The organism is Terriglobales bacterium (assembly GCA_035567895.1).
GTDB lineage: Bacteria > Acidobacteriota > Terriglobia > Terriglobales > Acidobacteriaceae > Gp1-AA112.
The window spans coordinates 1-26,886 of record DATMPC010000088.1 but is presented as its reverse complement, the minus strand read 5'-3'; the positions used below and the strand labels follow the sequence as shown (position 1 = coordinate 26,886).

Here is a 26,886-nt window from a genome sequence, read left to right as displayed (position 1 = left end):
GCTTAAGTGGGATTATATGTGCGCGGAAGATGAGTTATCGGCGCGCAAAACACTCAATTGTGCGCCCGCAAGCAGCAACATCCCGGACAAAAATGCCCAGAACATGAGCGTTACCGATAGCGCGAAGGGGCCATAAACGTCCTGAAAATCGAGCCAATGGAGCGAAAGAATGTACGCGTACTTGCTCAAATCCCAGATCAGACCGGTGAGAACTGCGGCGGGAACCACCGCCAACGGGCGTACTTTGCCGTTCGGCAGCAGCCAGTAGACAAGGAAAAACATGGCAATACTGGCGGCTACCGCAAACAATTTCATCACCAGAAATGCCGCGATTCGGAAGATAAGGTGATCACGGGAGCCGAATAGCGACAGCAACCATGTCTGGTTCTTAGCTGTTATTGCGACAGAAAGCAGCGCCAATGTGCCGCAGGCGAGCGCAATAACGAGCGCCATTGCCTGATTTCCAAGGTATTTTCGGTTGCTGGTGAATCCCCAAACGCGGTTTAGCGCGACTTCCAAGGGTACGAACACCCCAGTAGAAGAGATCAGCAGCATGATTAAGGAGAAAATCTTCATTCCACGATGCGGTGTGAGAGCCACCACACTGCGAACCACAAAATCCTGTCCCGCCGGGAGATAGCTGCGGAGCAGTTGCAGCACCACGTCGTACATGGCTTGGGAGTGAAATACCTGACGCGTAAGCGTCAACAGCAGCACAATGAACGGAAAAAACGACAAAATCACGTTTGCCGCGACGCTAAATGCAAACGTATGCACCTCTGTCTGCATGAGATAACGCATGAGTGAACGCAAATGGAATCGTCTGGCGTTTTCACGGAGGACAGACGAGAAGCGAACCGACGCATTAGGCGTCAAAGACGGTTCCGATGCCGCAGTTTTTGCTGCTGTTACTCCCGTGCCGGGGGTGGAAGACATGCTGTGGAAATCGTAGCAGAGCACATTGTTTTCATCGCTCAGGTGTTCAACCGTAAAATTTCCGGTTTCATGACGGAGACAGTAGCGCACGGAGACAGGCGATCTGGGATCAGACAGTCAAAGCTCGCGTGCTCGTCGTGGCGCAATGTGAGACGGCGAGCGATTCCGTGTGGTAACTCGCATCTCATTACTGGTTTTTTCTGTCTCCGCTCGGCGTGAAGCAGAGTTTGTGCAATTCTTCTTTACAAAATCGTGAGTCTCTGAATATCATGCCCTCGCTCGCATTCAACGCAGCATTGTCGCGTAACGATTTCTTCTAAACGGATGGAGATCTGCACGACAGTTTTCGAGGTTGAGGTTCTTGTTCGTCGTCGCAGTCTGTAGAAAGAGAACGCACGCCGGTTTTGCTTGTGACGGTTGCTAACGGCCGCCAGTCGCAGCGAAATCGGCTTTTCTTTTTGCACCGGTTAAACGAACCAGATCCTCGATTGCGACTACTCACTTCAATGGAGTCTGGGATAACCAACCTGGGGACCATTAGGGGGAGACTTTTGATTCGAAGGCGAAAGGAGTTTTCGTGAATAAAGAGAAGGGTACAGTGAAGTGGTTTAACGGAGCCAAGGGATACGGTTTCATCCAGCGCTCCACAGGCGAAGACGTGTTCGTCCATTTCTCCGTCATCCAGGAAAATGGATACCGCACGCTCAATGAAGGTGAAGTTGTGGAGTTCGAACTCCTCAAAGGTCCCAAAGGACTCCAGGCGTCGAACGTTGTGCGCGGCAACGCTTAACCCACCCCACCCCCAGTCCTCCCTTCCAGCATTTCTGCTTCCGCAGAGGCGAAAGACAGAAACGTTGGAAGGGATTTCACGTTTTCTAGCTGCTAAGCTCCTTAGCTGCTAAGCTTTCGATTCAGTCTTGCCATTGCCCAAGTGGCATGCTCGGCTACCACTGGATCACCATCCGCCGCCATCTCTTCAAGCGCGTCGACATATCCCTCGTGCCCACTATTACCCATCGCTACGGCGACATTGCGCAGAAATCCAGAATGCTTCGCGCGCGAGATGGGAGAGCCGCGAAAACGTTCGCGAAATTCTTGTCGAGACATTCGTGCGAGCTGAGCGAGATCAGGATTCACTAGCGACTCATCCACCTGAAAATCCGGATTCGCTGTGAACGGAGCCCTGCGATTCCAAGGGCAAACATCCTGGCAGATATCGCAGCCGAAGACGTGTCTGCCGATCTGCTCGCGGAAATCTTCGGGAATCGCTCCTCGTTTCTCGATCGTGAAATAAGCGATGCAGCGAGACGCGTCGAGTTGGCTCGGAGCAACGATCGCCTCTGTGGGACACGCATCGATACAACGCGTGCAACTGCCGCAACGATCGGCCGCGATCTCAAGCTTTTCATCCGCGACAAAAGCAGAGTATTCGAGCGATGTCACGATCACGCCGAGAAAGATCCAGGAACCAAGCTGCTGATTAATGAGGCAAGTGTTTTTCCCCAACCAGCCGATCCCCGCATATTTTGCGTAGACACGCTCAAGCACAGGACCAGTATCAACATACGAACGAACGCTTACATCAGCACCCACGCTGCGCATGTGTTCCATTAGCGCGGACTCAACGCGGCGCAGTTTATCCAAGACGGTGTCGTGATAATCGCCCGGACTGAGAGCGTAACGCGAGATCCATCCCTGTGTTGGAGCGGCAGGTTCGGTTGACTTTGGGACCGGCGGATTGTAGTTCATCGCGGCTACTACAACTGACTTGGCCCAAGGCAATGCCTGTTGCAGCGAACTGCGTTTGTACTCACCAGAATCGCTGCGGCGCTTCAGATACTCCATCTCACCGGCATAACCGGCATCGATCCACTCAGGGAAATACTCCAGCTCGCGTATCTCAGGATGAGAAGCCGGAGCTACGCCAACGCGCTCGAAACCCGCGGCACTAGCGGCATTCTGCACGAGTTGGAAGAGTGGAGTGTGCACGTGACCATTTTCGCATCGCGAGCGAGCATTCACCACGGAGACACGGATTCACGGAGAAAGACGGGTGAAACTACGAAGGACACGAAGGATCATGAAGGAACTCGGGACGAGCTGGAACAATCCTCTGTGATCCTTACGTGTCCTTCGTGGTTAGCTTTGGCTTTTCTCCGTGACTCCGTGACTTTGGAGTGAAGGGATCTACTCTGGATTAAGGGCAAATTAAGGGCAAATTCTTGCGAGCCGCAGGAAGCCCATGGGCAGCAGCTTTGAATCTAACTTGGTACGCTACTGAAAGCCGAGGTGTCCTTAATTTATGCGTTGCGAGCGGTGTGGCTACTCCAGTCCGGAAAATCACAAGTTTTGCGGTATGTGCGGCGCGAAGCTCTCATCGGCCGCGAGTTCAGTTGCGATCGACGACAAAGATCCCCTCGATATCGAGACGCCTGCGCGGGAGCCATTGCAGTTTCGCGAGCTTGATCGCCGACGTGAGCCTGCGCGCGATGCTGCTCGATCATCCGGGCCGAACGGGCGCACGAATTATTCGTCAGTGACGGTCGCAAACCTCCCACCCGATACCGTGCAGGAAGAAGAAGCCGCAGAGGAAGTTCACCAGCGCAAGCCTGCGACTCGTTCGACCGGCATCGGCGGTCCATCGTTCCTCGGCCTCGGATATGAGGACAGCAACAGCGGCTTCGTCTACGACAAACCAAAGGACGACGGATTCGTTTATGACACCGACAGTGAGACCCCTGAATATCTGCTGACGGAGGTATCGCGCGGAGTTTCCTGGCGAGCTTGGGCATTTTTCTTGCTGCTGATTGTTGGAGGCGGGCTCGGCTATGTCCAATGGCGCGCCAGTCATAACCAGGGTCCCGACATCGCCGCTATCCTCTCCGGCAATGGAGCGACTGTCGATCCAAGCGGCCCGGACATGACCAACAAGCCGGCTTCGCTGAAGCCACCTGCTCCGCCGACCGACTCTTCCTCAACGAACGCCGCAAAGAGTGGCACGGATCAGGACGCGTCTGCCGAAGCTGAATCTTCGAAGTCATCGTCTCAATCGGAGAACTCCGCCGCCTCGAAGGAATCCGCTGAAGCGAAGAGTGCAACCACGACAGACAAGGCAGGCAAAACGGACAAGACAGCAAAAGCGGGCGAAGATGCCGCGGACGAGAACTCGCACGGCAAATCAGCAAAAGTCGCCGCCGCTAACGCGAGCGATGAAGAAAGCGACGCTTCAGTCAAGCCTGAATCCGACGGACCCGTAGGCAAGGCCACGAAGGCCAAGCGGATTCCACCGGCGCCTGTGGAGGAAGAAGCACCTCAGCCGAAGTCGCTTGGCGAGAAGGACCCACTCATCGTCCAAGCTAACAAGCAGCTTCGTGCGAAGAATTGCTCGTCGGCGGTAAATCTGCTGCGGCAATCCTCCAGCGCGGGCAATCCTTCAGCCGATGTGAAGATGGGCGCGCTTTACTGGAGCGGCACCTGCGTCACGCAGAGCAACTTTGTTGCGTATCAGTGGTTCGCACGTGCTCACGCGCTTGAACCGAACAATCGCTGGATCGAACGCAGCCGAACGTCACTGTGGGCGAGATTGAGTCCGGCGGAGAGACGCCGCGTGGGATACTGATTTGCCTCTCTCCTTATGTCATTCCGAGCGCAGTATCTCCGCGTGATTCTCGCGGAGATGCGGAGAGAGGAATCCCTAGCGACTTCAAGAACGATGGTGCGAACGAAGATCGCTTAAGCAAGCGCACTGGGCACTATAGGGATTGCTCGCCTACGGCTTCGGAATGACAAGACAGAAGCCGACAGAAGCTAGATCCCCAGCTTCTTCACTTCCTCGTTGTAGTACTTGCGATACAGGATGTCCCACTCCTGCGTGCCTTCGGTGATGATGCGCTTCTGGCTCTCAATCTTCTGACGCGCAGAGGCGTCGATGCGCTCTTCGGCTTTGAGCAGCTCTTCCAGAATCCGGCGGGCTTCGGTGCGGATCGTGTTGCGATCCTCGATGAACTCTACGTCGTCGAGCGTAGCTAGAGTATCGGCCACAGTATGGGCAAGCTTGTTGACTTTGTCGCGCGAGATCCTCACAGTACCGCCTTGTACTTCTGCACGAGCTGTTGCTTTACCTTCTTGAACATCTCCTGGTAGCTCGCGCCGGTAGTGCGCATCTCGTCCTGGTAGGCCTCGAGGATCAGCCGAACCTCGTCGTTGATGCGGTCTTCGAGCTGCATCTCTTCGAGCACCGCAGCGTGCACGCGCTCGGTAGTGGAGTTCAGGTTCTTGGTCTCGATGAACTCGCCTTCAATCAGTTTTTTTGTGACTTGGCGGGCTAAGTAGCCCACATATTCTTTGGAAACCAGCATGTTCCGTCTGTGAGAGTGGGATAAACATTCGAGTGTAACAAGAATCGGGTGATCGGGCCATCGGGTGATCGGGCGAAGTAAGAACCGAGTGCAACTCCTAACACTGTCATCCTGAGTCCGCCGTAGCGGACGAAGGATCTCCCGAAATATTTCAAACTGATTTGCTGCTTCGCGGCTCTTACACGAGGGTTTCGTGAAAGAGCCTGGACACAGCATTTAAGACTGATGCATCGCGGGAGATCCTTCGTCCGGCGGACTCAGGATGACAGTTCAAAAGAGAGTCTTCAGTGGGTTTTAGGTTCTCACTTCGCCCGATCACCCGATGGCCCGATCACCCGATTTCTTCCTGTGCTCGCAACTCGTCGTATTAACGCACTCATCTTTCATCCGCAGCCGCTGCACCGGAACTCCGCCAACGATGTGCGACTCAATGATCTCAGCCACATCTTCCGACGTCACGCCGCCATACCAAACCGCCTCCGGATAGACGACTACATTCGGACCATGCTCGCACTGATCGAGGCATCCGGCCTTGTTGGCCCGCACTGTCGCCTTCAGGCCTCGTGCCGCCACAGCCTCCTTGAAGGCCTTGTGCAGCTCTCCGCTTCCGTCAGGATTGCAGCAGCCCCGCGGACTTCCCGGCTCGCGCTGATTCGTGCAGACAAAGATGTGGTGCTTGAATCCGGGCATTGTTAGCAGCCTAGCAGAATTGGGCATCGTCCAAAATTTGGTGTATTGTCGAATTTCTGCTGCAGCCTGATAGGTGGGCTATGGCAGCTTTGCAAGATGGGCAGCGACGATCTACATCACGTGAAAGACGACATGACCGCCTTCATCGAAGGACACGGCATGCGCCGCTTTCCCGGTTACGTTGGCGACGAGATGCCCAGCGTGCTCTGGAAGGACAGCGGCAATCCCGAAGCGTGGAAGGATTTCGTCGAGCTGGCAAAGGCCTCGGGCGCTCCATTTCTCACCATGGAAGACTTTGTCCTAAACAAAGAGGACCTCGAGTTCCTGATCGACCGCCTGAAGGACGAGGTCTACAGCGAAGATCTCGACGACGCCCGCTGGCTCCGAACCTACATCGGCAAGACCGGATTCCTGCAGCTAGGCTTCGCCTACCAAGGCACGCTCTTTCTCTACGAAGTCTCCACCGAGTGGCACGAGCGCTATCTGCGCGTCCTCGAAACCGCAGAAGCCATCAGCGGCCTGCTTATCGAGGATGACGATGAGGACGAGTAGCTAGGCCCTTCGCTCCCACGGACCGTGATTTTAGAATTTGCTGCTCTTCACTGTTAGGCCTCGGAACAGCGAATTTATCAGCGAAAATATCAGCGAAATTTTCTTCCGAGCCTCAACCCCGCATAAACACTGGAGGAAAAGCAATCGCTGAGGGAATTAGCAGCGAATTTGCAGGGAACGCTGTACAGCGCCAATTTCCGCGGCTCTTTTCGGCCTGATCCAAACTGAAATCCCCTACTCATTCTGGGACAGCCATATCCACGCGACCTTGAATCGACCTGCGGAGTACAAGAACTGGCTGCAACAAGAACTAAGACAGTCGAGATGAGTGTTCGCATGTTTTTTCATCGATCCCATGATCTAAAGGACTTACGCGACGAGATCCCATGAGATCCCATAGTGAATCCCACCCGCCCAATGGGATCCGGTGGGATAATCCCACGATCGTGATGGGATCGGCATGGGATTATCCCATTCCTCATGATGGGATCTCGATGGGATCGACTTCGAGCTTGCAGAGCGAGGGCATCTCGCTCCTGCCAAGTTGGGCAGGACCGCGGCCGCGAGCAGCTCTGCCACAGATTCGTAAGCGAGCTCTTCGGCTGCAGTTCCCGAAATGGAAACTCCGTGCAACATCGCCCTTCGCATGATGGCATCTGGAGCGCGCTCCAGGCAAGCTTCATCCGTTGCTCGCAAAAGTTTTTCGCGCAGACGCAGCAACAACTTGTAAGCGAAAGAAAAAATATTTTCACAATCCGTTGCTCTAGGAAATTCCGCCAGCCGATTCGCAGCAAAGCGAGGACGGTCACTCCAAGGCAAGCTAACATGCCGGCCTTTATTTTCTTAGGGATAGCCAGTCGCAGGCGAGCCGTCATTATTGTAGGAGCGAGTAAGAGTCGGCGTCATGCATCGTGACCCACATCGGTCGCATCTTTAAATGTTGCCACTCGGGCCATCAACTGAAGACGTGCACTACCTGCCTACTTTGCGACTGTTCTTTGACGGCGGCGTGAGGAACGACTACCGCCTAAACGGTGATCGTGTCGAGTTTCGGGCGAACGAAGGCCCGTGGCGAATGCTGGATGATTCAGACGTGGCCATGCACTTTCGGTTCGACACGGAAGTAGCCCGCTGGTTGCGAAGATACTCGATCGAAGCCAATCCCTACGGGAGCAATGCGCGCTAAAAAAGGTTTCATGCTCCCACAATTGCTCGCGGAGAAGTGAGCGGTGTCGGGTTCTGGTAGTGGGTCAGTTTGAATCCACAGACCTTCGGGCGTGTTTGACCAGCTTAGCAAGGGCGAAGATTAACAGGATGGGCCACAAAAGAAACCACAGATAGATAGTCAAACGCGGCGCGGCAGCTATGAACATGTGGTGTAGGTAAAAGACGTAGAAGTTAACCCATGTGAAGAATAGCCCCACGGCACTCAGGGCCGCGTACCAGGCTAACCATAAGCTCCTAGCTCCAGTCATTTGCTTTTATGCTATCGCCAACCCGTCAAGGCCTTCTGGCTTTAGCCGCGCTTCCCTCGTGTTCCTTCGTGTCCTTCGTGGTTAGCTCTTCTTGCTGTCGGGCGTTCTGGCCAACCTACGTTCGCCCCGTCCGTTCCCGAACACCTGTATCGCTGGGTGGACGAATCCCGTATGCGCAGGAATTTTCGGCGAGCGTCTTTTCAGCAGCTTAGGTATGGGTTTTCTCGGACTGGAAATTGCTCACGCAAGCTAGCGAGAACTCCGTGAGGTGCGAGTGATGAATGGTTTCCTGCATGACGTGCGCTATGGATTTCGCATTCTGCTGAAGACACCGATTGTCAGTGTTGTTGCGATCGTCACGCTGGCGCTTGGGATCGGCGTTACCACGGCGATCTTCACCTTTGTCGATGCCGGCCTGCTCCGCGCGCTGAACTTCCCTGATTCCGACCGACTCGTGCAGGTCACAATGATTAAGCATGGCGAATCCACCGGGAATCAGGCCGCGTACCCAACCTACGTCGACTGGCGCAATCAGAATACGGTGTTCTCTTCCCTCGCCGCATATTCCAGCAATGGAACCACCATGCACACCGCCACCGGCGTCGAACTGGTCTCCGGCGGCATAGTGACGGACGATTTCTTCCAGACGCTCGGAGTTCAGCCCGAGCGCGGATCCTGGTTTCATGCCGGCAGCCCAAGCGCTACGCATGAAATTGTCATCAGCCACGGATTTTCGCAGCGGGTATTTGGCGGGAATTCAGCCATCGGGCAGTCGCTCACACTGCAAAATTTTGCCGGGAACGACGAACCCTACACCGTGGTTGGCATCACGCCGCCAGACTTTGAGTTCGCGCCCATCGGACAAGCGGACTTCTTTGCTCTCCCACCAAACACCGGATTCATGGTTGAGCGCCGCAATCTTCATTGGTTGAATGTTGTGGGAAGGCTGAAGCCGGACGTCTCGCTCAAGCAGGCATCGGCAGAGATGGAAACCATCTCCGCACGCCTGGCCGCCGCCTATCCGCTGGCGAACGGCGACTTGACAACGCGCCTTCAGCCGTTGCGCGATGCCATTGTGGGACAGATTCGCCCCGTGCTCCTGCTGCTCCTCGGCGCCGCTGCATGCGTGCTGCTCATCGCATGCGCCAACATCGCGAATGTGCAGCTTGCCAAAGCTGCCGGACGCTCCCGTGAAGTCGCCGTGCGCAGAGCGGTCGGAGCCTCGGCCAGCCGCATCGCCCGTCAGTTTCTTGTAGAGAACGTGCTGCTCTCGTTAATTGCGGGGATCGCGGCAGTTGCGGTTGCCCGCTTTGCGGTAACGATGCTGGTTGCGAGTGTCCCAGCCAGCGTTCGCCAGAGCATGCCATTCCTCGAGCGTATGCACATTGATGTGCAGGTCCTGCTTTTCACCTTCTTCCTGGCAGTCGTCGCAGGCGTCACTTTCGGGCTGGCTCCGGCACTGCGCGGAGGCAGCGCGAACCTGCATTCCGAATTGGCACAGGATACCCGCACCTCCACCGGCAAGAGCTGGCTACGCGATGCTCTTGTGGTTGGAGAAGCCGGTTTGGCGGCCATGCTGCTTGTCGGATCCGGCTTGCTGGTCATGGGCATGTGGCGACTGGTGAATGTTTACCCCGGATTCAACCGTCACAATCTTTTGACTCTCGGGTTCCAGGCGCCTCCTGCGCATTATCAGGATCCCGAGCCGCCGAAGACCAATCCTCCCACTCCGCAGCGCTCGACAAAACTAATCGCGTATGAGCGCGCCATCGAACAGGCGATTGGCGCGATTCCAGGAGTGGAGGGAGTCGCGGTCGTGAGCGTTCTTCCGCTTAGCTGCAACGCGTGCAATACCATTCGTTTTCGTCCTCAAGGCTACGCGGCTCCCACTACCGCAGTGCAGCCGGAGGCCAACATCCGCAACATTACCAACCGCTATTTCCCCACGCTGCAGGCGCGCATGCTCAAAGGGAGAATGTTCGACGATCGCGAGACCGACATCTCGCAGGAGGTGCTCATCGTGAATCGCGCGCTGGCCGATAAATACTTTGGCGGCGATGCCGTCGGCAAGACTTTGACTTTCACCTTCTCGCCAACCCAGAAGCCGCGCGAGATCGTCGGCGTAGTGGACGAAATCAAAGACGGATTCTTCGACGCTCCTGACAGTCCCACGGTTTACGAGCCGTTCGCACAGTCAGCGAATCCTTTCGGGAACCTGATTGTGCGCACTTCCGGCGAACCGGCCGTGGTGGCAGAGAGCGTCCGCCGTGCGCTGCTGCAGATCGATCCTGACACCGCGATCTATCGACTCGGTACCCTCGATTCCAAAGTGGAAGGCTCTGTACCAATGTTCGTGCGGCGCCTGCCCGCGATGCTGGTTACCCAATTCGGCGCTCTCGCCCTGCTGCTGGCAGCAGTCGGCGTATACGGCGTGGTCTCGTATTCGGTTTCGCAGCGGACACGCGAATTCGGCATCCGCATGGCACTGGGCGCCAATACAAGCCAGGTGCTGCGCCTGGTGATGGGACGCGGCGCGCGCCTGGTAGCCGCCGGCGCATTCCTCGGCCTGATCGGCGCAGCCGCGCTGGTAAAAGTCGAGGCGAGTCTGATTTATGGTCTGCGCATCCGCGACGCGCTGACTTTTCTGCTGGCCGCTTTCCTGATCTTCTTCGTCGCTCTCGCAGCCAGCTACATTCCGGCACGAAGAGCGTCCCGCCTGCATCCGCTGGACGCGCTCAGGTACGAGTAAGAAAAGAGGAACGGGGGAAAGACGTTCGGTTGCCTGCGATACGATTCTTCCTCTACTTAAGCGCTCGCTCTTATTTCGTTTGGGGCAGACGGGTGGCCCAGCCTTTTTCCCGTTGCGGTTTCTGCATCAGACTCCCAGACAATGGGTGCCCACTCTCGCGAAGTTCCATATTGAAACAGGAATAGAAGGCGGGCCACCCGCCCAACGAATGTGAGTACTTGTCGTTACTGAACGTGAAACCCTGAGAGGTACTCGGCGCCGGCGCTGTCGCTCAAAACAAAGTTTCCGCCGTCCCCTGTGCCGTTCATGCTGAATGCGCCGGAGGCGTTGCCTTGCGCGTCCGTAGTCAATGTGCCTATGGCGGTGCAAATTTGCATGGTAGGTCCGCAATTATTCACGGTAAAGTTCTGGGCTGCACTTGCATTGCTAAGTGAAACGTTCGCCGTGTTTCCCGTGACAGTGACCCTGCCGGTTCCGGACGCGCTTCCCGTAGGCGTGCCAATGCCCCCGGTGATACTTGAGGCCGGCAGAAGCGGCGTCGAGTACGACTGACCTGAGTTCAAGGGATTCGGGCCGCTGGCCAGGCACAAGTTCGAGCCTGTGGGCGGTTGCAGATAAACCTCGAACAATCCGGCGAAGTTGCCTTTCAGCGGGAATTGAAATGTTGCGTTCGCCGTGTCATCTGCGTTCGCTGTAAACGTACCCACCTGAACCTGTTGCGCAAATGTTCCGCCAAAAGGCCAGAAATTCAGAACCAGATTTGCATTTGGTCCTCCACAGTCGCCGATGAGCTGTAGTCTTATGCTGCCGTTGTTAGAAGTAGCATTCAGCCCAATCGTTCCCGCGACGCCGTTGGTTCTTCCCACCTCAAACGTCATGTCTGCCTGGTAATTATCAGCAGCAGGAGTGGGTGTAGGTGTCGGGGAGGGTGTTGGAGTTGGACTGGGAGCCGGCGAAGGAGACGGTGATGGGCTTGGAGGCGGAGCAGACGAAGTCGTGCCTGTCGAGCCACAGGCGGCCAGCGCGATGGCAATGCTCGCGGCGAGAATAAGCGATGCGATTCGAGAAAGCATTAAGGGCCCCCAAAGCTTGCTTTTTTAATGGGATGCGCTGACCGGCTGCAGGTCTGGCTCGTGCTGCCAAGAATCGCAAGTCTCTGGCGTGAGCATCCGGTTGCTCCCCCCGCCGCCAATACAAGCCAGGTGCTGCGCCTGGTGATGGGACGCGGCGCGCGCCTGGTAGCCGCCGGCGCATTCCTCGGCCTAATCGGCGCTGCGGCACTGGCGAAGCTCGAGGCGAGTCTGATTTATGGTCTTCGCGTCCGCGACGCGCTGACGTTTGTGCTGGCTGCTTTCCTGATCTTCTTCGTCGCTCTCGCAGCGAGCTACATTCCCGCACGAAGAGCGTCCCGCCTTCATCCGCTGGACGCACTCAGGTACGAGTAAGAAAAGAGGAACAGGGAGAGGCATCGGCACAGTCCCGAAAGCGCACCCTTCGAAAACCGAAGGGTGCGGCACCCGGCGATTTGCTGCTTGTCGAAGCCGACTCACCCATCCGCTACCGCGGGACGGTTCTGATTCCGCGGCCGCGGTAAACAATCACGGAGTCTCCGCCAGGCGCGTGACAGCAACTTCCGTTTGAATCGTGTGCTTGCTGGCCGGATCGTCGAAGCTGTTGAGGATCATCGGCTTGTCGAGGGTCAGAACTGGTTTGGCGTCGATCGAAAATTGACGGCCGTCATTTGCTCGGCCAGCTTGGTCTCCGAAAGACTCTGAGAATGTACCTTTGATAGACAAAGCAACAGTCTGTTCGCTCTCTGACGCGATGACGCAGTCAATCTTTTGATACGACCCGGACTCCCGGGCGTCTTTGCTTTTATCGGAAGTCGTCTGGCTCTCAGCCGGAGGCGGCACGAGCATGTACAAACTTTGCGGCTGGTTCGATTGAACGAACAGTCTGTAGCTTTTGGAGTTCAGCTTCGTTTTCCCATCCATTTCGCTGACTCTTACCTCCACCCGATACCGGTTCAGCTTCGGGCGCGCTTTGCGAATATCGTCGATGAGCTTGGTTGCGAGGCTGATCTGGTCAGGCGTGCCGCGGACGATGATAGTGCCGGCCTCTGCCATCGGCTGCACGCGAGTAATGTCCAGTGCTAAGCGCAGCGTATTGGCCAGATCCTGCAACAGAATTGGAGTTGGGTTAGGAATCGGGAAGACTTTGATTACGCTTTGTTCAAGATCCCTGCGCTTTGTCATAGTGTCGGCGGCGATGAGAATCGAGTTTGGCGTGACTGGCCGCCAGAACGTCTTTGACTCAAGGGCAACCGCTTCTAGCGCATCCCGGAATGGAACGCGGTGCAAATCGACACGGATCTGCCGCGACACATAATCCGGATCGAACAAAACCGTCACTCCGCCGACCGCGGCGATATCTTCGTAAATTTTCTTACTGTCATCCTCCCTGGCCAGCGTAATGGTGGTGGAGACGGACTGTAGCTCGACCGCTCTGAAACTCGGTGCAGTCGTAGCAGATGAAAAATGTGTTTCCACCTCACGCGTTTCACCAGAACTCTTGTCCGGTGCGTTAGCTTGTACTTTGTTCTTTTCGGCGGGTGCCTGCGGCCAAGCTGGCAGAACCGTTATGGGAAGTACTGCGATCAGGAAGACAACTCTCAAGATGCTGGAGATTCTTGTGTCCATGTGGGTTTCTCCCGAGTGCACGTCTAGGGAACGGTATCGGCCTTACAGGTTGCGGAAAAAATGTTGCAGATTCCGTTGTCGTCGGGCAGTGCAAACATTACACCGGAACGCCATTACATTTCTGCAACAATGCGGTTGCCTCAGCGGGCAGAACCTTGAAAAACAGCAACCTGCCAAGACCACACTTCATAAGGATGGTGTCCGCAACCCAAGTTGAAATGGATTTGCGGCCTGCCCGGCCATCACGTGCCACGACGTTGCCCCGATGTGCCGTATTGGGAAGAAGTTGAAGCCGAAACCGGTATTGAGCGGGCTGGTCGAGGCCACAATTCCTTGACCATCCACTAAAGGATGCCCATTTACCGTTTGCCCATGACCGAGGCTGGCCTGGGCTACCTGGACACCTTCAAACAAAGTTCCCGAGGTTTGCACATCGCCGTGGAAGCTGGGAATATCTTTTTCGCGGGGCAGCCGCCGAGCCAGCAGCGCGGCGGCCACATGTGCGGTTCCTTCACACCACACAGCATCGGGATCGACGCTTGCATCGCCCAGCAGCGTACCGATCTTGCTCAGGCTGGCATACGTCGAGCCGTACACCCGGAAGTTGCCTTTGAAGCCCCAACCGTTATTCAGAGCGAAGGAAGTATCCGTAGCCGCGAGATTCGTTTTCACCCACTCCAGCGATGCCTGGAAGTCAGGATCGAGCAGGGCCATGTACGACCACGTCTGAACGTCTTCCGGAGAATTGTCGAAGAAGATGTGAGTTGGATCGGATGTGCCGGTCCAGAAGTGTCCCGACGGCGCGTCCCACATGGCTTCGATGAATCCCCGCGCATGCTGTGCTCCATTGAGCCAGCTACTGTCACCAGTAAGCTTCGCCAGCATGGTGAACAGCGCGTAGACATCAATATTGTGCTCAGTCGACTTATTGCTCTGGCCGTTGCCAAAGAAATAGCCTCCCGGAGGAACGTTGCTGTTATCGCGCGTTGTAGTTTCGATAAACGTAGCTGCCTTGACTGCGGCATCCAGATAGTCCTTGATCCCAGTTCGGGCGAAGAGTTGAGCCAGCGCGATCCCGGCCCACGCCACATCGCCCACAGCGCTGCCCTGCAAGAAACTCAACCCTGGCTTGACGAATACGCCATTTGAGTCTGCGCTGCCGACAGAGTAGGTCTGGCGAAAGCGGCCATCGGCCTTCGCGTCCGTCTTCTGCGCATAGACCAGAGCATTGCCGAGCACCTGCGCACGAGCCATGTCGCCTCGCCGCCCGCGAGTGAGATATGCAAGCAACAGCAGCGCATTGTCGTACGTGAAACCGGTACCGGTAAACAATCCACCAGCAATCTGGTCAGCGTAGCTCTGGGCCAGCCGGACAGTATTGCCCTGCGCATAGGCATCCATCATCTGATCCAGAAACGCATACGCGTTCTGGATAGATTTCGCTAGCTCCCGATTTTCCCGAAATGGATTGTCGTCATGATCAAAATCCCAATGAGCCAGAGCAGGCTGAACCAGACCGACGACCGCCGCAGAAGTCAATCCCGCCCCGGCAGCCGCCCCAAGACCAAGCTGAACCAGTCGCCGTCTCGATAGCTTCGCGTCTTCCATGGAAACCTCCGCAATCCTCGTTGAGTTTGGCTTGCCGCTAAGAATGCTATGCAGGTTCCCGAAAAAGATCAACTCGCAGTGACGCGAAGTCAGAGCACGTTGACCGCGCGTGCGGCGAGCAGAACCACTATCGTCAGCGAGATCAGCGATTGCAGCATCATGAGGCCTTTTGCCCAGCGGGCGACGGGCGCCGTGTCGGTGGGAGAAAAGGCAGTGCTGGTGTTGAAAGCGACAAACAGGTAGTCCACGAAGTTCGGACTCCACCTGGCAAGTTGTGACTTATGGCGCTCGACTTCCTCCATCATGAAGTGAGGGAAGAGAAATGCCGAAGTGCGATGACCTTCCTGTTGCTCACGCTGCCCCGGGCCGCCTGCGTCGAGCCTCCAGTACCAGAGCGCAAACACCAGAATGTTGGAGATCCACAACCCGCCGGCGCTGCGTAGAAGCGTGCCGGGCGGTTCTTTGTGCTCGGGCAAAGCCTGCACCAGCAAAACTACCGACCAGATGAGATCGACGGTGAGAATCGAATTGCTGACGATTCCGAGCCACCGTGCCTGCCTCGCGAGTCCGGCGCGATGCATGGCCAGGATGGGAATCGTGAGCGCGACCATCACGGCAAGAAGAATCCAGCGCGGCCCCAGACTCAGATATTCCGGGATGGCAACGTAGATTCCGCCCACTGCCAGCACGGCGATCACCGCGGGCCAACGTGGTTCCGCTCTCATCGGGAAAGTGACAATGGGATAGGGGACGAAGGTGAAGGATTCTGACTAGGACTCACCGGCGCTTTGGCTAGCATCATGAATGATTTCGATCTTTCGCCAGATACTCTAACCTGCGCTTGTGCGTTGTGGGAAGACCGGACGCAAAGTCGTAACCCACGTTACGAACGACACGCAAGCATGGGAATCCATGTGCTCAAGTTACCGTGGTAAGAAGTTCCTTTTCATTGAGCGCCCACACGGAGTTGCATTTCGGGATAAAATGCGCGCCTAGGAGAGGCGCCCCAAATGTTCCCAAACGATGCAATGGTCCACGAGAACGTGATGCCTGAGATGGTCAAGAATGGCACGCTGGAGCTTCGGCAGGACGTGCTTGGCCGAGACTACAAAGGCAAGAGCAGCAAAGCGATTGCAAAAAAGACCTCCGGCTTGATCAAGAAGCTGCAGCCTGCGCTCGGGAAGTTTCTCGAACCCGGCGAGCAGGTGCTGTATGTGGCCCGCGTGCAGCGGCATGCTTCCGGACTGATTGTGTACACGATGGGATGGTATATCCGCTACGCCTCGGCCACGGTGATCGTACTCACCAACCGCCGGCTCCTCCATCTGCGAGTGAAGAGCAACAACCAGTGGGACAAGGGAATTCGCAGCTGCGCATGGTCTGAGATCGAGTCTGCAGAGGTAAGGGGTTGGCTCAGCCGTATGCTGAAATTGACGTTCAAAAACGGGACAAAGTACCGTTACTGGCGTATCTCGCGGGCCGACGCTCTGAATATCCAGAAGATCCTGCCTCTGCTCTTCAAGGCCCACGAAGGCGTGCCACAAAAGGCCGGCGCAATGATGTCGTTGTGTCCGGAGTGCAAGCACGTACTCGCGGAAGGAATGGAGCAGTGTCCGGGTTGCGGCCTCTCCTTCAAGATCAAGAAGACCATGTACTGGCTGTCACTGGTGCCGTCTGCCGCCTACATTTACACCCGCAAGTGGTTCCTGGCTTTCGGCGACCTCATAGGCCAGAGTTATGCATACATACTTCTAGGCTTCGCTGCGTTCGCCTTCATCGGCGCGGCGCTGGGCTGGAAGAGAGCTGACGGCAAGCCTCTCTCGATGAATGAGGGTGTTTCGTTTTTGATGATTGGCCTGGTTATCTTTGGCTTGGACGTACTCATCACTATCCATCACAACAACTACTTCATCGAGGATTTCATTCCGAGCGATAAGAAGGCACAACCGGCGGAGTCGGTGAAGAGCTTAGCGCTTGGCGGCACGATTGGGTGAGAAGCGGCCTGGGTGGTCCCTCCTTCTTCCCGTTTCGGTTTTCACATCAGACTCCAAGACAATGGGTCGCGGGTGGCCGGCCTTTTCTTGTTTCAACGTGAAACGTCGAGAAATCGTGCATCCGATTTCAGGAAGTCTCATGCAAAGGACCGACACGGGAACCAAGTCGGCCACCCGGCCGTATGATTCCCAGACAGTACGTGAACTACAATTGAAGATCGTTTCAGCTCTTCTGTAATGTTGGGCTTTTCTCCGAAGTTGCCAATTAGTGACGAAGATCGCCAGTGGGTGGATGACGGCTTCCAGCGCCTGGAGAAGCTACTGGGTAGGAGACGTCTGGTAGAAGCGAAAGTTGCTTTGCCCACCGCTGAGGATTTCCCCGACCCCTACGACGCGACACCCGCCGCCGCAGCCATACTCTTCCGCCGCGTTTGTGGATACCTGAAGGTGGACCGCAGCAAAGTCGAACTTGAAGTATTTCCGGATGAAACCGAGCACCTACGCGAGGCTCTTCCATATTGGCGGGGTGATGGTGCAAATCGCCCCGCCGGATTGTACGTCGATCATGGAACAAACTATAACCGCGACGAAGGGCTAAGCGAGGATGAACAGATGGTGGTCGCGATAAGGAGCACACAGCTTAAAGACCCTCTTTCTCTGGTTGCAACGCTTGCTCATGAGCTCGGCCATGTCATTCTCCTTGGGGGACGCCTACTTGATCCCAAGTCGCCGGACCACGAGCCGCTAACTGACTTACTGACGGTATTTTTGGGCCTAGGTATCTTCACCTCCAACTGCTCGGCGCGATTCAACCAGTATCAAGACGACAGACGACAGGGATGGTCGATGCAGCGGCTTGGCTATCTTCCTGAGGAAGTCTACGGCTATGCTCTTGCTAAATTTGCTGCCGAACGCGGTGAGACCAAACCTGAATGGTTAGAGCACCTTTCCACGAATGTACGGGCATACTTCAAGCAGTCACGTAGTTGGTTAATCAAGAACAACCCGTACCTCGGTTAATTTATTCCCCTTGGACGGGTGGCGCACCCTTCGCCATTTTCTTCAAGTCCCCCTCTGTTATTTGAACCGATTGGAGGTCCTTCCCGGCAATCTGTACCGCTGCAGGCTGTTGCGCAACAAGAATGCATGGGACCGGCAACAACGAAAGAAGTATTAGAACCTCGCGGACGCGTGTTCTCATGAAGTCCTCCTGGCGAATCGACTGCAAGCTTATCTGCTATCTTCGCGGAATTGACCGCAACGATGTGAATCGTATTGAATCGATTCTGCAGTGAGAATTGATGTGTACTTTGCGATCAGCGATGGAGACGGAGGTTGGGTATGAGAGCTGCCGTGCGCACCAAACTGTATCCCGTGAGTGAGGCAGGCAAGATCCTGGGCGTGAGCTATCCCGCCCTGAAACAATGGATTTACAGAAGAAAAATCAAAACAGTCAAAACGCCCGGCGGGCATCACCGGATTCCGGAGTCTGAAATCGACCGACTAATGCCCGATATTCCCGCGCGCGATCCTCTGTTTAAGAAGCGGGATAGGTTTCGCAGGATCAGCGGGCGTAACCAACTCGTGGGACGAGTGATCGACTTGCGTGTCGATGGACTCATGGCACAAGTCACGCTCTCCATCAGCGGACAGCGCCTCACCTCGATCATCACCGCCGCCGCCGTTCGCGAGATGCGTCTTGCAAAAGGTCAGATTGCGGCAGCGCTGATCAAGTCAACTGAGGTTATGGTGATGCGACCACAGTGATTGCCGGGCAGAGCGTTTGACGATGCGATTTGAGTCATATACATTCGTTAAACTCCAATTTCCGCTGTTTACTGCAGCACCATGGGAGTTCGAACGTGACTCGCTTCCACCTAGCCTCTGTTTTCTTATTCCTTCTCGTCTTTTCAACTGCTGGAGTCGCGCAGGTTCGTGCCGGCCTGCATGGTCGGGTTCTGGATACTTCCGGAGCAGCGGTCGCAAATGCAGACGTTGAACTCATCGAAATCACAAAAGACATCCACCGATCAACGAAGAGTTCGGCGTCTGGCGACTATATCTTCGACGGTCTCAATCCTGGCGAGTATCGACTGGAAGCGGTTGCGGCCGGCTTCCAGAAGCTAACAGTGAGCAATGTGACACTCGCTGTTGGTCAAACCACGAGTGTCGACTTGTTAATGAAGGTTGGGGGGACGAAAGATGAGGTCACAGTAGAGGCGACTTCTCCGGTATTTCAATCTCAGACCAGCAATATTCAGACCAATATTCCGACGAAAGCAGTAGTCGGGATGCCTCTGAACTCGCGCAATTTCGTTCAACTCACGACGCTTGCTCCGGGAGTTGAGTTACCGCCGGGGACGGTTCTTCCGCGTATCAATGGCGGACGACCACGCACGAACGAATACTTGTACGACGGAATTTCAGCACTGCAGCCCGAGCCTGGGCAGGTCGTCTTTTTCCCAATTATCGATGACATTCAGGAGTTCACGGTTGAATCGAATAATGTAGCGGCTGAGTTTGGCCGCTTCAATGGAGGGGTGGTGAATGTTGCGACCCGTTCAGGCTCAAACGAGCTGCACGGAAGCTTGTACGAGTTCTTCCGCAACGAGGCTCTGAATGCGCGTAATTACTTCGCCACGACTGGCCCCAAGCCTGAGTATCGGCGCAATCTTTACGGCGGGAGTATTGGTGCTCCCATCGTGCGAAATCGACTGTTTGTTTTCGCTGGATATCAGGGAGTAAAACAACTCATCGGGGTAACTCGCACTTCGACTGTTCCGACGCTCGCGGAACGGCAAGGAATCTTCACGGGCGTAGCCCACATTTTCAATCCAGCGACTACGACGTTCACCGGAGGCAAGTTCGTACGCCAGGAGTTTCCGAACGATGTGATCAATGTTCCTATGGATCCGGCGGCCTTGAAATTGCTGTCACGGTTCCCAACGCCTACGAATCTAACTGCCACTGCGAACAACTTCACTCGCACGGCGAACGACGCCGATCACCAGAATCAATTCGATGTGCGTGTAGATGGGCTACTCACAGCTCGTGATCGAAGCTTTGGCCGTTATTCCTACTTTCACGACGTTGAGCAGCCGGTCACTCCGCTTCCCGATGGTAGCGGGGCAATCACCGGAGCGGTAATCGGGACTGGTGGCGTAAATGGTTTGTCAAACATTACCGGCCAGCAAGCGGTATTCAGTGAGACGCACACGTTTTCCGACCGCCTCCTCAACGATCTTCGGTTCGGTTACACCCGGCGTGGCAACACCAGTGTAGGAACTTCCTTAAGTGACACGGCTTCTTCGGCTCTGGGCATTCCGGGTATTCCCACGAACGCGGCATTCAATAACGCTCTGCCTTTGTTTACCTTCACGGGATTTCAGCAGCTAGGTTCGTCCGCCAGCACATCCGCCAGTTTTCGAACCTCCGTCTGGGAGTTGGTCGATGGAGTCTCGTATGCTCGCGGCGCGCACACGATCAAGGGAGGTATTGACTTCCGCTGGTATCAGCTCAACAGCGTGGCGCCCCCTAATCCGACCGGTTCGTTCGCATTTGCCGTTACGGGAACAAATCAGCAGGGAGTCACAGCAAGCGGCAATGCTTTTGCCAGCTTTCTCCTCGGGCAAGTTGATACGTTCCAGATTGACCTGCAGCAGAAGGTGATTCAGCCACGTGGCCAAATTGAGGAGTTCTATCTTCAGGACGACTCGCGCGTCACCAATCGGCTTACCGTCAATCTAGGGGCGCGCTGGACTTTGCACTTTCCATCAACCGAGGCGGACAATCAGGGAGCCGTTTTCAATCTGCAGACGCAGCAGCTCAATTATCTAGGTCAAAACGGATTTTCTCGCTCCGCGCGCGAGCTGCATTACAGCAATCTCGCTCCGCGGGTAGGGTTTGCGTATCTCCTAACGCCGAAGACGGTCGTCAGGTCTGGTTATGGAATTGTCTTCATCGATCAATCCGGCATCACCACTCCGTTTACTACTCCGCAGTTTCCCTTCATCCAAAACGTGCAACAAAGAACGCTGGACAACGTCAATGCTGCGTTTCCGCTTTCTCAGGGTCCGAGTGTTGCGCCAATCCCGCTTACACCGGATGCTGGACTCGGACAGAGTGTCTATACCGTCACTCGCGATGCGGGTTCGGGTTACGCCCAGCAGTGGAACCTCGCCGTGCAGCGGCAGGTTACCAACAATATGTCGTTCGAAGTTGCGTATGTGGGATCGCACATCGTGCACGTCGGGATTCCCGACTTCAACTTGAACCAGCTCACAACGGCTCAGCTTGCGCAGGGAGCATCGCTGCTGGCGCAAGTTCCAAATCCGTATTTCGGGCAGATCCCGGCGTCCAGTCCCATTGGCGGAAAGACTGTGAGTGCGGCGCAACTGCTGAAGCCTTTTCCACGTTTCCAGAATGTCGCGATTTACCGCAACAACACAGGAAGCACCAACTACAACGCCGTCGAAGCGAAGTTGGAGCAGCGGTTCAGTCACCGGATGTACCTGTTGTTTGCGTACACGCATTCCAAACTCATTGATTCTGCATCGTCGGTGTTTTCAACGACTGTACTTTCCTCTCCGAACTCCAGCAGCCTTGTTGCGGCCGATACATACCGACCTTCGTTGGAGCGCGATTCGTCAAGCGGGGATATGCCGAATGTCTGGTCCGTAAGCGGAATCTATGAACTTCCAGCCGGTCGAGGGCACCGGTTTGCATCATCCGGAGTGATGAACGCGTTTCTGGGAGGATGGTCCCTCAACGCCATCGCGTCGCTGCAATCTGGTATGCCGGTAACGGTGACACAAGCCACAAACTCCAACGCGTTTGCCGGCTTCGTGCTTCAGCGCCCAAACATCGTAGGCGACGTTGCGCTGTCTCCTGATCAGCGAGCACCTGGTCGATTTTTCAACACAGGCGCATTTGCAACCACGCCTCAGTTTGCGCTGGGAAACGCGTCTCGAAACCCTGTGCGCGGGCCGGCGTATCGCAATCTCGACATCGCTCTCGCGAAACATACGAGGCTGACCGAACGCACCGACATGGAATTTCGAGCCGAGATGTTCGACATAACAAATACTCCGGCATTCGCACAGCCAAACGGCAGCTTCGGGACACCAGCTTTCGGCAGCATTATAAGTACTGTGACCGATCCGCGCGTCGTGCAGTTCGCCCTTAGACTGAGTCGGTAGCGTACGTTGAAGGGACGGGCGGCGGACGGTTCGCCAGCCTTTTCCCGTTTCGGTTCCAATCAGACTCCAGACAATGGTTGGCCCAACTCTCGCGCGATTTGGTTCACTGAAACAGCCCGGCCGCCCAGCCTTCGCAAAACGAGCGAAAGGTGGGCGACCGGTTATTAGCGTGAACTCCAACTCGAGAGAGCTACACGGCAGAGTCTAACGATCGTTGTCGTGACTGCCATCGCGATCTTTGTCTTTGTCGAAATGGAACATGTCGAAGAGATCGCCGACGGCCGGCATGTTGAGCGGTACGTACGGGTTGTCGGTGGCGGCAACCGGGTTTGGCAGATTGTCGCGGCTGCGGCCGGTCAACGGCTTCAACTGCCAGTTTCGTTCGATGAATTTCACGATGGAGGCGTGGTCGGTATAGGTGTGGCTGACATGGCCGCCCTTCGTGAATGGTGACACGATGATCAGCGGGATGCGCGGTCCATCGCCGAAGAAATCGATGGGCTGCATGAAGCCGGAGTCGTAGTAGCCGCCGCCTTCGTCGAAGGTGATGATGAACGCGGTGTCTTTCGCGAGTTCCTGATGTCTCTGGAGCCCATCAAGAACGCGGTCCATGAGCGCCTCCAGCACGTCAAGCTTGGAACTCGCAGGATGGCCGTCGCCAAAGCTGTCGGGCTTTAGATAGGACACAGAGAGCAGATGGCCGTGCTCCAGACCGTCGAAGAAATCGGTGGCGTCCTTGATGTGCGCCTGGCGCTGCGCCGGATCCCCCATGATCGACGATGCGTATTGGAATGGGTTACAGATGTCGCAATACCAATCGCCGCCGGTGCCGATCAACACGTCGACCGGATCGGTGGAGCCGTTGTCAAAGCGGGCCGCAGCATTGAATCCGCCGCCGTAGAAGGCCCAGCTGATGTTCTTTTCGTTGAGAGCGTCGCCGATGGTGCGCAGCGAAGACGGCGGCACAGCAGTGCCGGCGTTGATCGCGGCGGTGTTGAGCTGGCCGTTCGAGAGGAAGCCGGGACGCGTGTTGTTGATCATGTAGAAGGTGTTCGGGGCGCAGTTGCTCTTGGTCTGGTCCGGGTGCCACGGCAGGGACTTTAGATAGTCCATGATCGGCTGGATTCCCGGCTGAGTAGGATCGCCGCATTCGGTCCAGCGTGCGTCGACCGTATAAGCGTCGTTGGTCGCGCTCTTGGGATTCGGATTAGCGACTTGTTTCACCGGCGGCTGCGCCGGGAAATTGCCTACCTGCTCCCAAGGCAGGGCATCGGCGGTGCCAATCATGGTGTGCTGAACGGCGGTGCCGCCCATCACGGGTTGATGGTAGTTGTCGCTCATTGAGTATTCGTCAGCCAGGCGCTTGAACAGCGGGGCGTCGCCCTGCTGGACGTTGTAGAAGCCCATCGAGTTGCTGCCGCTGTCGTCACCGCGAGCGATGCCCACGAATGGATACAGGTCGTTCTTGCATCCGGACGGATTTTCTTTCGTCGCGTCGAGCACGCTGCAATCCGATTGCTGCCACATGTGGAACAGACGGTGCACCATGTCGCCGCTATAGGCGTCGTACGGCACCTTCGGTCCGGTGATCTGGAACGAAGTGTTCGCCAGAGTGTTGAAATTCGCGATGCGCGTGTCTGGCTCGGCACAAGGCGTAGGCGGCAGGGTCGGGTCCGCGGCGCAGTTCTTAAGACCGGTTGTTCCTGTCGTTAGTAGCGGCAGGTGCTCGAATTCCAGCGCTGGAGAGATGGTATGTAGCTCCGAGACTGAGAATGTATTGGCGTCGAAAGGTGGAGCGCTGTCCGCTGGATCCTTCAGGAACTGGCTGAAGGTCACCGGTTGTGGAGGCGCGAATCCGGCTTCAGGTGTAGGCAAGAATGGCGAATAGGCGGTCTTGCCGGGGTTGTTTAACTTTCGAGTGTCGATGAAGTAGCTGACCGGGTCGATGTTCTGGATTTGAAACTGCCTTGCCAGGCCAGCATTCGGGCCTGGCGAGCCATCAGATTTGACGATTCCCTTGGAAAGTAGATTCCAGACGCTGCCGTGCTTTGGCTGATAAGTAGCGTAAATATTGTCGAAGGTGCGGTTCTCGCCGATGATCACAATCACGTGTTTGATCGGCGTTGCAGTGTCGTGACGATCGACATCGTTGTCGGCGCTGAGGCTCGACGCAGGAACGGTAGTCAGGGTTAGGGCAGCCATTAACGTGCTGACCTTCGCACGCAGCCACCACTTGCTCGAAGAAGACATGGATACCATGGTTCCCTCCAGAATTCGCGTTGGTTGTGTTTGGTGAGTGACGAACGAGTTTGTGAGTCGACGAAGGAGGCGAAGAGAAAACGCTATTCCTCCCGTGTTGTCGATTCGTGAAGGTAGGGTTAAGGATGAATGAAAATTCGTGGCGAAATTATTTTGGGACAAAAAGGACGTTCACGAGGCCCAATGCTAGAGTGCTTCCCGAAAGGGGAAAAGTGTGGGGGCTGGCGGCACGGTAGTGGCCACCACCGACGCAATCACATTGTCGGACGACGATAACGCGTAAATCGACGCGCAGATCAGCGCGCCCGTCGGCTTCTTCGCTCTGGCTTTGTGAGTGTTCCGGATAATTCGCAGGATGATAAAGACGAGCACGGGAATTAAAACTTCGGACCCGTTGAAAAGGCCGGTTTATCTCAAGGAAAATTGAGCCAACGCCGGCCATGAGGCCTACAAACTTCCGTCTTAGCAATAGAAAAAGCCCGCACAGTGCGGGCTTTCTCAGTCATGACTCCCAAAAACCGCGGATTCGGGCATGACTAACCCAGTTAGAATTCTCGTTGCGCCTGATCCGCTTCGTTCGCCAGGTCAAGCAGCAACTCAAGAAACTGTTTTGGCTGTCCGATGAAAAGGCCGTCAGCAATGAAACCGTTGATGGCACCGGCCGCGTCGATTTGTCCTGCACCCGTTGGACGAATGATCGCGCATTCTGGCAGCCCTTTAATGAAGTCACAAGGCTCAGGCATGATCAAGTTGGCTTGCAGCGATTCCGGTTGATTGTCAGCGAGATTCACGAACGTCAACGTTCCACCCGGCTGGTTATCCGTTAGCGCAACCGCATTCCCTGCCTTGTCGTGCCAGACCTGAAAATGCATGATTTCCGATCCGCCAATGCTGATCGTGATTCTCAAGACCTCCGGACTGGACACTCGCTGGCTAAGAGTCGCATAGAGGCTGGTGCCGGCTTGTTCGATAAATCCAAAATGAAACCCGGCCGTGTTAGCGATTGCCTGAATGTGGTTACTGTCGTTGAGGTCCGCAGCCGAGACAGGAATTGCTGGATGCTGTCCCTGGTTCAAGCTCGGTACTGCTTGAGGAAATGTTGCACCCAGATCGGGATTCTCCTTGCTGCGATAGCGAGTCCACCAACTGGTATCTACACTGAGCTGCTTTAGATTTGTAAGTCGTCCCGTTTGCGGAACCCCAGGCACCGAAGATGGTTGCAAGTTAAAAAAATGACTGAGGTCGACCGGCTGATGGCCCTTGGATTTCAAATAGGCGTGCAGGAAGGCCACATGGCTCATCTCGTCGTCTGTGTTGTCGGAGATGTATTGAGGCATGTCGCCATCGAGGTTCTGGAGAGCAGCCACGTAGCTGTTGCTGGCGGCAACTCCTCCAAGTTCGTTGTATTGCTGCCACAAGTCTGTCTCAATAATTTCCGCGGCAAGAAGAAGCTGCAATATCGCAGCATCTCCCTTCGAGAGACTGCGCTCCCTTTCATCGCGATCGCGGGCAGACGCGTTTGTTAATAGTCCGGCGCCGGCTGCGGCTACGCCGGCGGCCAGCACTCCATTCTTAAGAAATGAACGGCGATTCGATTGCAGTGTGGGTGTCGCTTTGAATTCCTTCATTCTTTCACTTCTCTTTCTTATTCAAGATTGAGTTGATGGATAGCTCCGAGCAGCTCGCGCGAAGCATATGGACTTGCATAGGAACGAAACATGAATTCAGAGACTCCGAGCTCACAACGTATAAACCGAAGTCTCTCAGCAGCTATTCCGGGAGACAGGTTAATAAACGTTAAGCATGGGACGACGCGCGTACTATGCGGGGCAAAGGATCGCCGAAGTTCGATTTGTTGGGAGCAAATGGCTGAGATAGTGAATCGACATTATTTGTGGGACGAGGCGGGCGATCGTCGATTCAAGTCGGGAATAAATCTCCACGCGCAGAGTACATTCCAAAAGAGAGCGCCTAAGCCAGTCCCGAAGTGGGCAATACAACTCCGGACCCGTCATATCCGGGTGCTCACGCTGTAATCAGCGCAGCAGGTGCAGCGGTCCTGATTTCCTTCTTTCATCGCGACCACTTCAATTTTCAGGTTACGTCGGAGGTCATGCCGGGAGTGCAACGGTCGTTCGATTCGTTCTCAGATGCTGCTCAGGAGGCCACTCTGAGCCGGATCTTCGCCGGAGTGCACTTCCGTTTCGACTTAACTCAAGGTCAGCGCCTTGGCCGGCAAGTGGCTGACTTCGTCGCTGAGAACTTCCTGGCTGAGCGGTGAGTCGTTTGGTCAGACATTCCGATCCCAGGTTGCACGAATCGTTTTCAACATGGCCGGATAGATAATCCATTTTCGGAACGGATCGAT

General features: G+C 55.7%; 23 protein-coding genes. 12 read left to right on the top strand and 11 right to left on the bottom strand.

Annotated elements, in window-relative coordinates; translation table 11 throughout:
• Positions 1-12 precede the first annotated feature (12 nt).
• Positions 13-801, bottom strand: coding sequence for a YihY/virulence factor BrkB family protein (locus VNX88_18260; GenBank protein ID HWY70617.1), 789 nt, complete (start codon positions 799-801; stop codon positions 13-15).
• On the opposite strand from VNX88_18260, the gene VNX88_18255 reads away from it, so the two are divergent.
• Positions 800-952 carry a hypothetical protein gene (locus tag VNX88_18255; GenBank protein HWY70616.1) on the top strand — a complete coding sequence of 51 codons (153 nt, stop codon included), beginning with the start codon at positions 800-802 and terminating at the stop codon, positions 950-952. The genes VNX88_18260 and VNX88_18255 overlap by 2 nt on opposite strands.
• Before the next feature lie 561 nt (positions 953-1,513).
• Positions 1,514-1,726 (top strand): cold-shock protein, encoded by a 213-nt coding sequence (locus tag VNX88_18250; protein ID HWY70615.1) that lies wholly within the window; start codon positions 1,514-1,516, stop codon positions 1,724-1,726.
• Between the two features lie 101 nt (positions 1,727-1,827).
• Here the strand turns inward: VNX88_18250 and queG are convergent, their stop codons facing one another.
• Positions 1,828-2,925 (bottom strand): tRNA epoxyqueuosine(34) reductase QueG, encoded by a 1,098-nt coding sequence (queG, locus tag VNX88_18245; protein ID HWY70614.1) that lies wholly within the window; start codon positions 2,923-2,925, stop codon positions 1,828-1,830.
• Between the two features lie 313 nt (positions 2,926-3,238).
• Between queG and VNX88_18240 the strand changes: the two genes are divergently transcribed.
• The gene (locus VNX88_18240) at positions 3,239-4,555 is read left to right on the top strand and encodes a zinc ribbon domain-containing protein (protein HWY70613.1); all 1,317 of its coding nucleotides are present in this window, start codon (positions 3,239-3,241) and stop codon (positions 4,553-4,555) included.
• A 188-nt stretch (positions 4,556-4,743) separates the two neighbouring features.
• Here the strand turns inward: VNX88_18240 and VNX88_18235 are convergent, their stop codons facing one another.
• The 3 genes from VNX88_18235 to VNX88_18225 all read right to left on the bottom strand — a co-directional run bounded on the left by VNX88_18235 (position 4,744) and on the right by VNX88_18225 (position 5,984).
• Positions 4,744-5,019, bottom strand: a complete 276-nt coding sequence (locus VNX88_18235; GenBank protein HWY70612.1) for a DUF507 family protein — start codon at positions 5,017-5,019, stop codon at positions 4,744-4,746.
• On the bottom strand, positions 5,016-5,294 hold the full coding sequence (locus VNX88_18230) for a DUF507 family protein (GenBank protein HWY70611.1): 279 nt from the start codon (positions 5,292-5,294) through the stop codon (positions 5,016-5,018). Before VNX88_18230 ends, VNX88_18235 begins: the two co-directional genes overlap by 4 nt.
• A 315-nt stretch (positions 5,295-5,609) precedes the next feature.
• Complete coding sequence (locus VNX88_18225; GenBank protein ID HWY70610.1) at positions 5,610-5,984, bottom strand: (2Fe-2S) ferredoxin domain-containing protein; 375 nt, start codon at positions 5,982-5,984, stop codon at positions 5,610-5,612.
• 96 nt (positions 5,985-6,080) lie between these two features.
• On the opposite strand from VNX88_18225, the gene VNX88_18220 reads away from it, so the two are divergent.
• The 3 genes from VNX88_18220 to VNX88_18210 all read left to right on the top strand — a co-directional run bounded on the left by VNX88_18220 (position 6,081) and on the right by VNX88_18210 (position 10,760).
• Complete coding sequence (locus tag VNX88_18220; protein HWY70609.1) at positions 6,081-6,536, top strand: hypothetical protein; 456 nt, start codon at positions 6,081-6,083, stop codon at positions 6,534-6,536.
• A gap of 937 nt (positions 6,537-7,473) precedes the next feature.
• On the top strand, positions 7,474-7,722 hold the full coding sequence (locus VNX88_18215; GenBank protein ID HWY70608.1) for a hypothetical protein: 249 nt from the start codon (positions 7,474-7,476) through the stop codon (positions 7,720-7,722).
• Between the two features lie 566 nt (positions 7,723-8,288).
• Entirely contained in the window at positions 8,289-10,760 is a 2,472-nt protein-coding gene (locus VNX88_18210) for an ABC transporter permease (protein HWY70607.1), read from the top strand.
• Between the two features lie 224 nt (positions 10,761-10,984).
• Here the strand turns inward: VNX88_18210 and VNX88_18205 are convergent, their stop codons facing one another.
• The gene (locus VNX88_18205) at positions 10,985-11,833 is read right to left on the bottom strand and encodes a hypothetical protein (GenBank protein ID HWY70606.1); all 849 of its coding nucleotides are present in this window, start codon (positions 11,831-11,833) and stop codon (positions 10,985-10,987) included.
• A 60-nt stretch (positions 11,834-11,893) separates the two neighbouring features.
• Here VNX88_18205 and VNX88_18200 point away from each other — a divergent pair, with 60 nt between their 5' ends.
• On the top strand, positions 11,894-12,205 hold the full coding sequence (locus VNX88_18200) for a hypothetical protein (GenBank protein HWY70605.1): 312 nt from the start codon (positions 11,894-11,896) through the stop codon (positions 12,203-12,205).
• Positions 12,206-12,358: 153 nt separating this feature from the next.
• Here VNX88_18200 and VNX88_18195 read toward each other — a convergent pair whose 3' ends face one another.
• The 3 genes from VNX88_18195 to VNX88_18185 form a co-directional block, all read right to left on the bottom strand.
• The gene (locus tag VNX88_18195; protein ID HWY70604.1) at positions 12,359-13,459 is read right to left on the bottom strand and encodes a hypothetical protein; all 1,101 of its coding nucleotides are present in this window, start codon (positions 13,457-13,459) and stop codon (positions 12,359-12,361) included.
• A 186-nt stretch (positions 13,460-13,645) separates the two neighbouring features.
• Positions 13,646-15,067 carry a hypothetical protein gene (locus tag VNX88_18190; GenBank protein ID HWY70603.1) on the bottom strand — a complete coding sequence of 474 codons (1,422 nt, stop codon included), beginning with the start codon at positions 15,065-15,067 and terminating at the stop codon, positions 13,646-13,648.
• A gap of 89 nt (positions 15,068-15,156) precedes the next feature.
• On the bottom strand, positions 15,157-15,792 hold the full coding sequence (locus VNX88_18185; GenBank protein HWY70602.1) for a hypothetical protein: 636 nt from the start codon (positions 15,790-15,792) through the stop codon (positions 15,157-15,159).
• A gap of 285 nt (positions 15,793-16,077) precedes the next feature.
• Here VNX88_18185 and VNX88_18180 point away from each other — a divergent pair, with 285 nt between their 5' ends.
• The 4 genes from VNX88_18180 (at position 16,078) to VNX88_18165 (ending at position 22,259) form a co-directional block, all read left to right on the top strand.
• Entirely contained in the window at positions 16,078-17,061 is a 984-nt protein-coding gene (locus VNX88_18180) for a hypothetical protein (protein HWY70601.1), read from the top strand.
• Between the two features lie 237 nt (positions 17,062-17,298).
• Positions 17,299-18,081, top strand: coding sequence for a hypothetical protein (locus tag VNX88_18175; protein ID HWY70600.1), 783 nt, complete (start codon positions 17,299-17,301; stop codon positions 18,079-18,081).
• Between the two features lie 321 nt (positions 18,082-18,402).
• On the top strand, positions 18,403-18,828 hold the full coding sequence (locus VNX88_18170; protein ID HWY70599.1) for a helix-turn-helix transcriptional regulator: 426 nt from the start codon (positions 18,403-18,405) through the stop codon (positions 18,826-18,828).
• Positions 18,829-18,923: 95 nt separating this feature from the next.
• A complete protein-coding gene (locus VNX88_18165) occupies positions 18,924-22,259 on the top strand; it encodes a TonB-dependent receptor (GenBank protein ID HWY70598.1) in 3,336 nt (1,111 codons plus the stop codon).
• A 204-nt stretch (positions 22,260-22,463) separates the two neighbouring features.
• On the opposite strand, the gene VNX88_18160 is transcribed toward VNX88_18165, so the two are convergent.
• Positions 22,464-24,509, bottom strand: a complete 2,046-nt coding sequence (locus VNX88_18160) for an alkaline phosphatase family protein (GenBank protein ID HWY70597.1) — start codon at positions 24,507-24,509, stop codon at positions 22,464-22,466.
• Between the two features lie 554 nt (positions 24,510-25,063).
• Complete coding sequence (locus VNX88_18155) at positions 25,064-26,146, bottom strand: ferritin-like domain-containing protein (GenBank protein HWY70596.1); 1,083 nt, start codon at positions 26,144-26,146, stop codon at positions 25,064-25,066.
• Positions 26,147-26,505: 359 nt separating this feature from the next.
• On the opposite strand from VNX88_18155, the gene VNX88_18150 reads away from it, so the two are divergent.
• Complete coding sequence (locus VNX88_18150) at positions 26,506-26,799, top strand: hypothetical protein (protein ID HWY70595.1); 294 nt, start codon at positions 26,506-26,508, stop codon at positions 26,797-26,799.
• Positions 26,800-26,886 lie beyond the last annotated feature (87 nt).

Bases quoted from the DNA above. Each gene is read 5' to 3' on its own strand.
- VNX88_18195 (HWY70604.1), bottom strand. From the start codon at position 13,459: ATGGACACAAGAATCTCCAGCATCTTGAGAGTTGTCTTCCTGATCGCA.
- VNX88_18185 (HWY70602.1), bottom strand. From the start codon at position 15,792: ATGAGAGCGGAACCACGTTGGCCCGCGGTGATCGCCGTGCTGGCAGTG.
- VNX88_18155 (HWY70596.1), bottom strand. From the start codon at position 26,146: ATGAAGGAATTCAAAGCGACACCCACACTGCAATCGAATCGCCGTTCA.
- VNX88_18230 (HWY70611.1), bottom strand. From the start codon at position 5,294: ATGCTGGTTTCCAAAGAATATGTGGGCTACTTAGCCCGCCAAGTCACA.
- VNX88_18240 (HWY70613.1), top strand. From the start codon at position 3,239: ATGCGTTGCGAGCGGTGTGGCTACTCCAGTCCGGAAAATCACAAGTTT.
- VNX88_18175 (HWY70600.1), top strand. From the start codon at position 17,299: ATGTTGGGCTTTTCTCCGAAGTTGCCAATTAGTGACGAAGATCGCCAG.
- VNX88_18180 (HWY70601.1), top strand. From the start codon at position 16,078: ATGTTCCCAAACGATGCAATGGTCCACGAGAACGTGATGCCTGAGATG.
- VNX88_18190 (HWY70603.1), bottom strand. From the start codon at position 15,067: ATGGAAGACGCGAAGCTATCGAGACGGCGACTGGTTCAGCTTGGTCTT.
- VNX88_18220 (HWY70609.1), top strand. From the start codon at position 6,081: ATGGGCAGCGACGATCTACATCACGTGAAAGACGACATGACCGCCTTC.
- VNX88_18210 (HWY70607.1), top strand. From the start codon at position 8,289: ATGAATGGTTTCCTGCATGACGTGCGCTATGGATTTCGCATTCTGCTG.
- VNX88_18255 (HWY70616.1), top strand. From the start codon at position 800: ATGAGTGAACGCAAATGGAATCGTCTGGCGTTTTCACGGAGGACAGAC.
- VNX88_18170 (HWY70599.1), top strand. From the start codon at position 18,403: ATGAGAGCTGCCGTGCGCACCAAACTGTATCCCGTGAGTGAGGCAGGC.
- VNX88_18215 (HWY70608.1), top strand. From the start codon at position 7,474: ATGTTGCCACTCGGGCCATCAACTGAAGACGTGCACTACCTGCCTACT.
- VNX88_18160 (HWY70597.1), bottom strand. From the start codon at position 24,509: ATGTCTTCTTCGAGCAAGTGGTGGCTGCGTGCGAAGGTCAGCACGTTA.
- VNX88_18260 (HWY70617.1), bottom strand. From the start codon at position 801: ATGCGTTATCTCATGCAGACAGAGGTGCATACGTTTGCATTTAGCGTC.
- VNX88_18225 (HWY70610.1), bottom strand. From the start codon at position 5,984: ATGCCCGGATTCAAGCACCACATCTTTGTCTGCACGAATCAGCGCGAG.
- VNX88_18205 (HWY70606.1), bottom strand. From the start codon at position 11,833: ATGCTTTCTCGAATCGCATCGCTTATTCTCGCCGCGAGCATTGCCATC.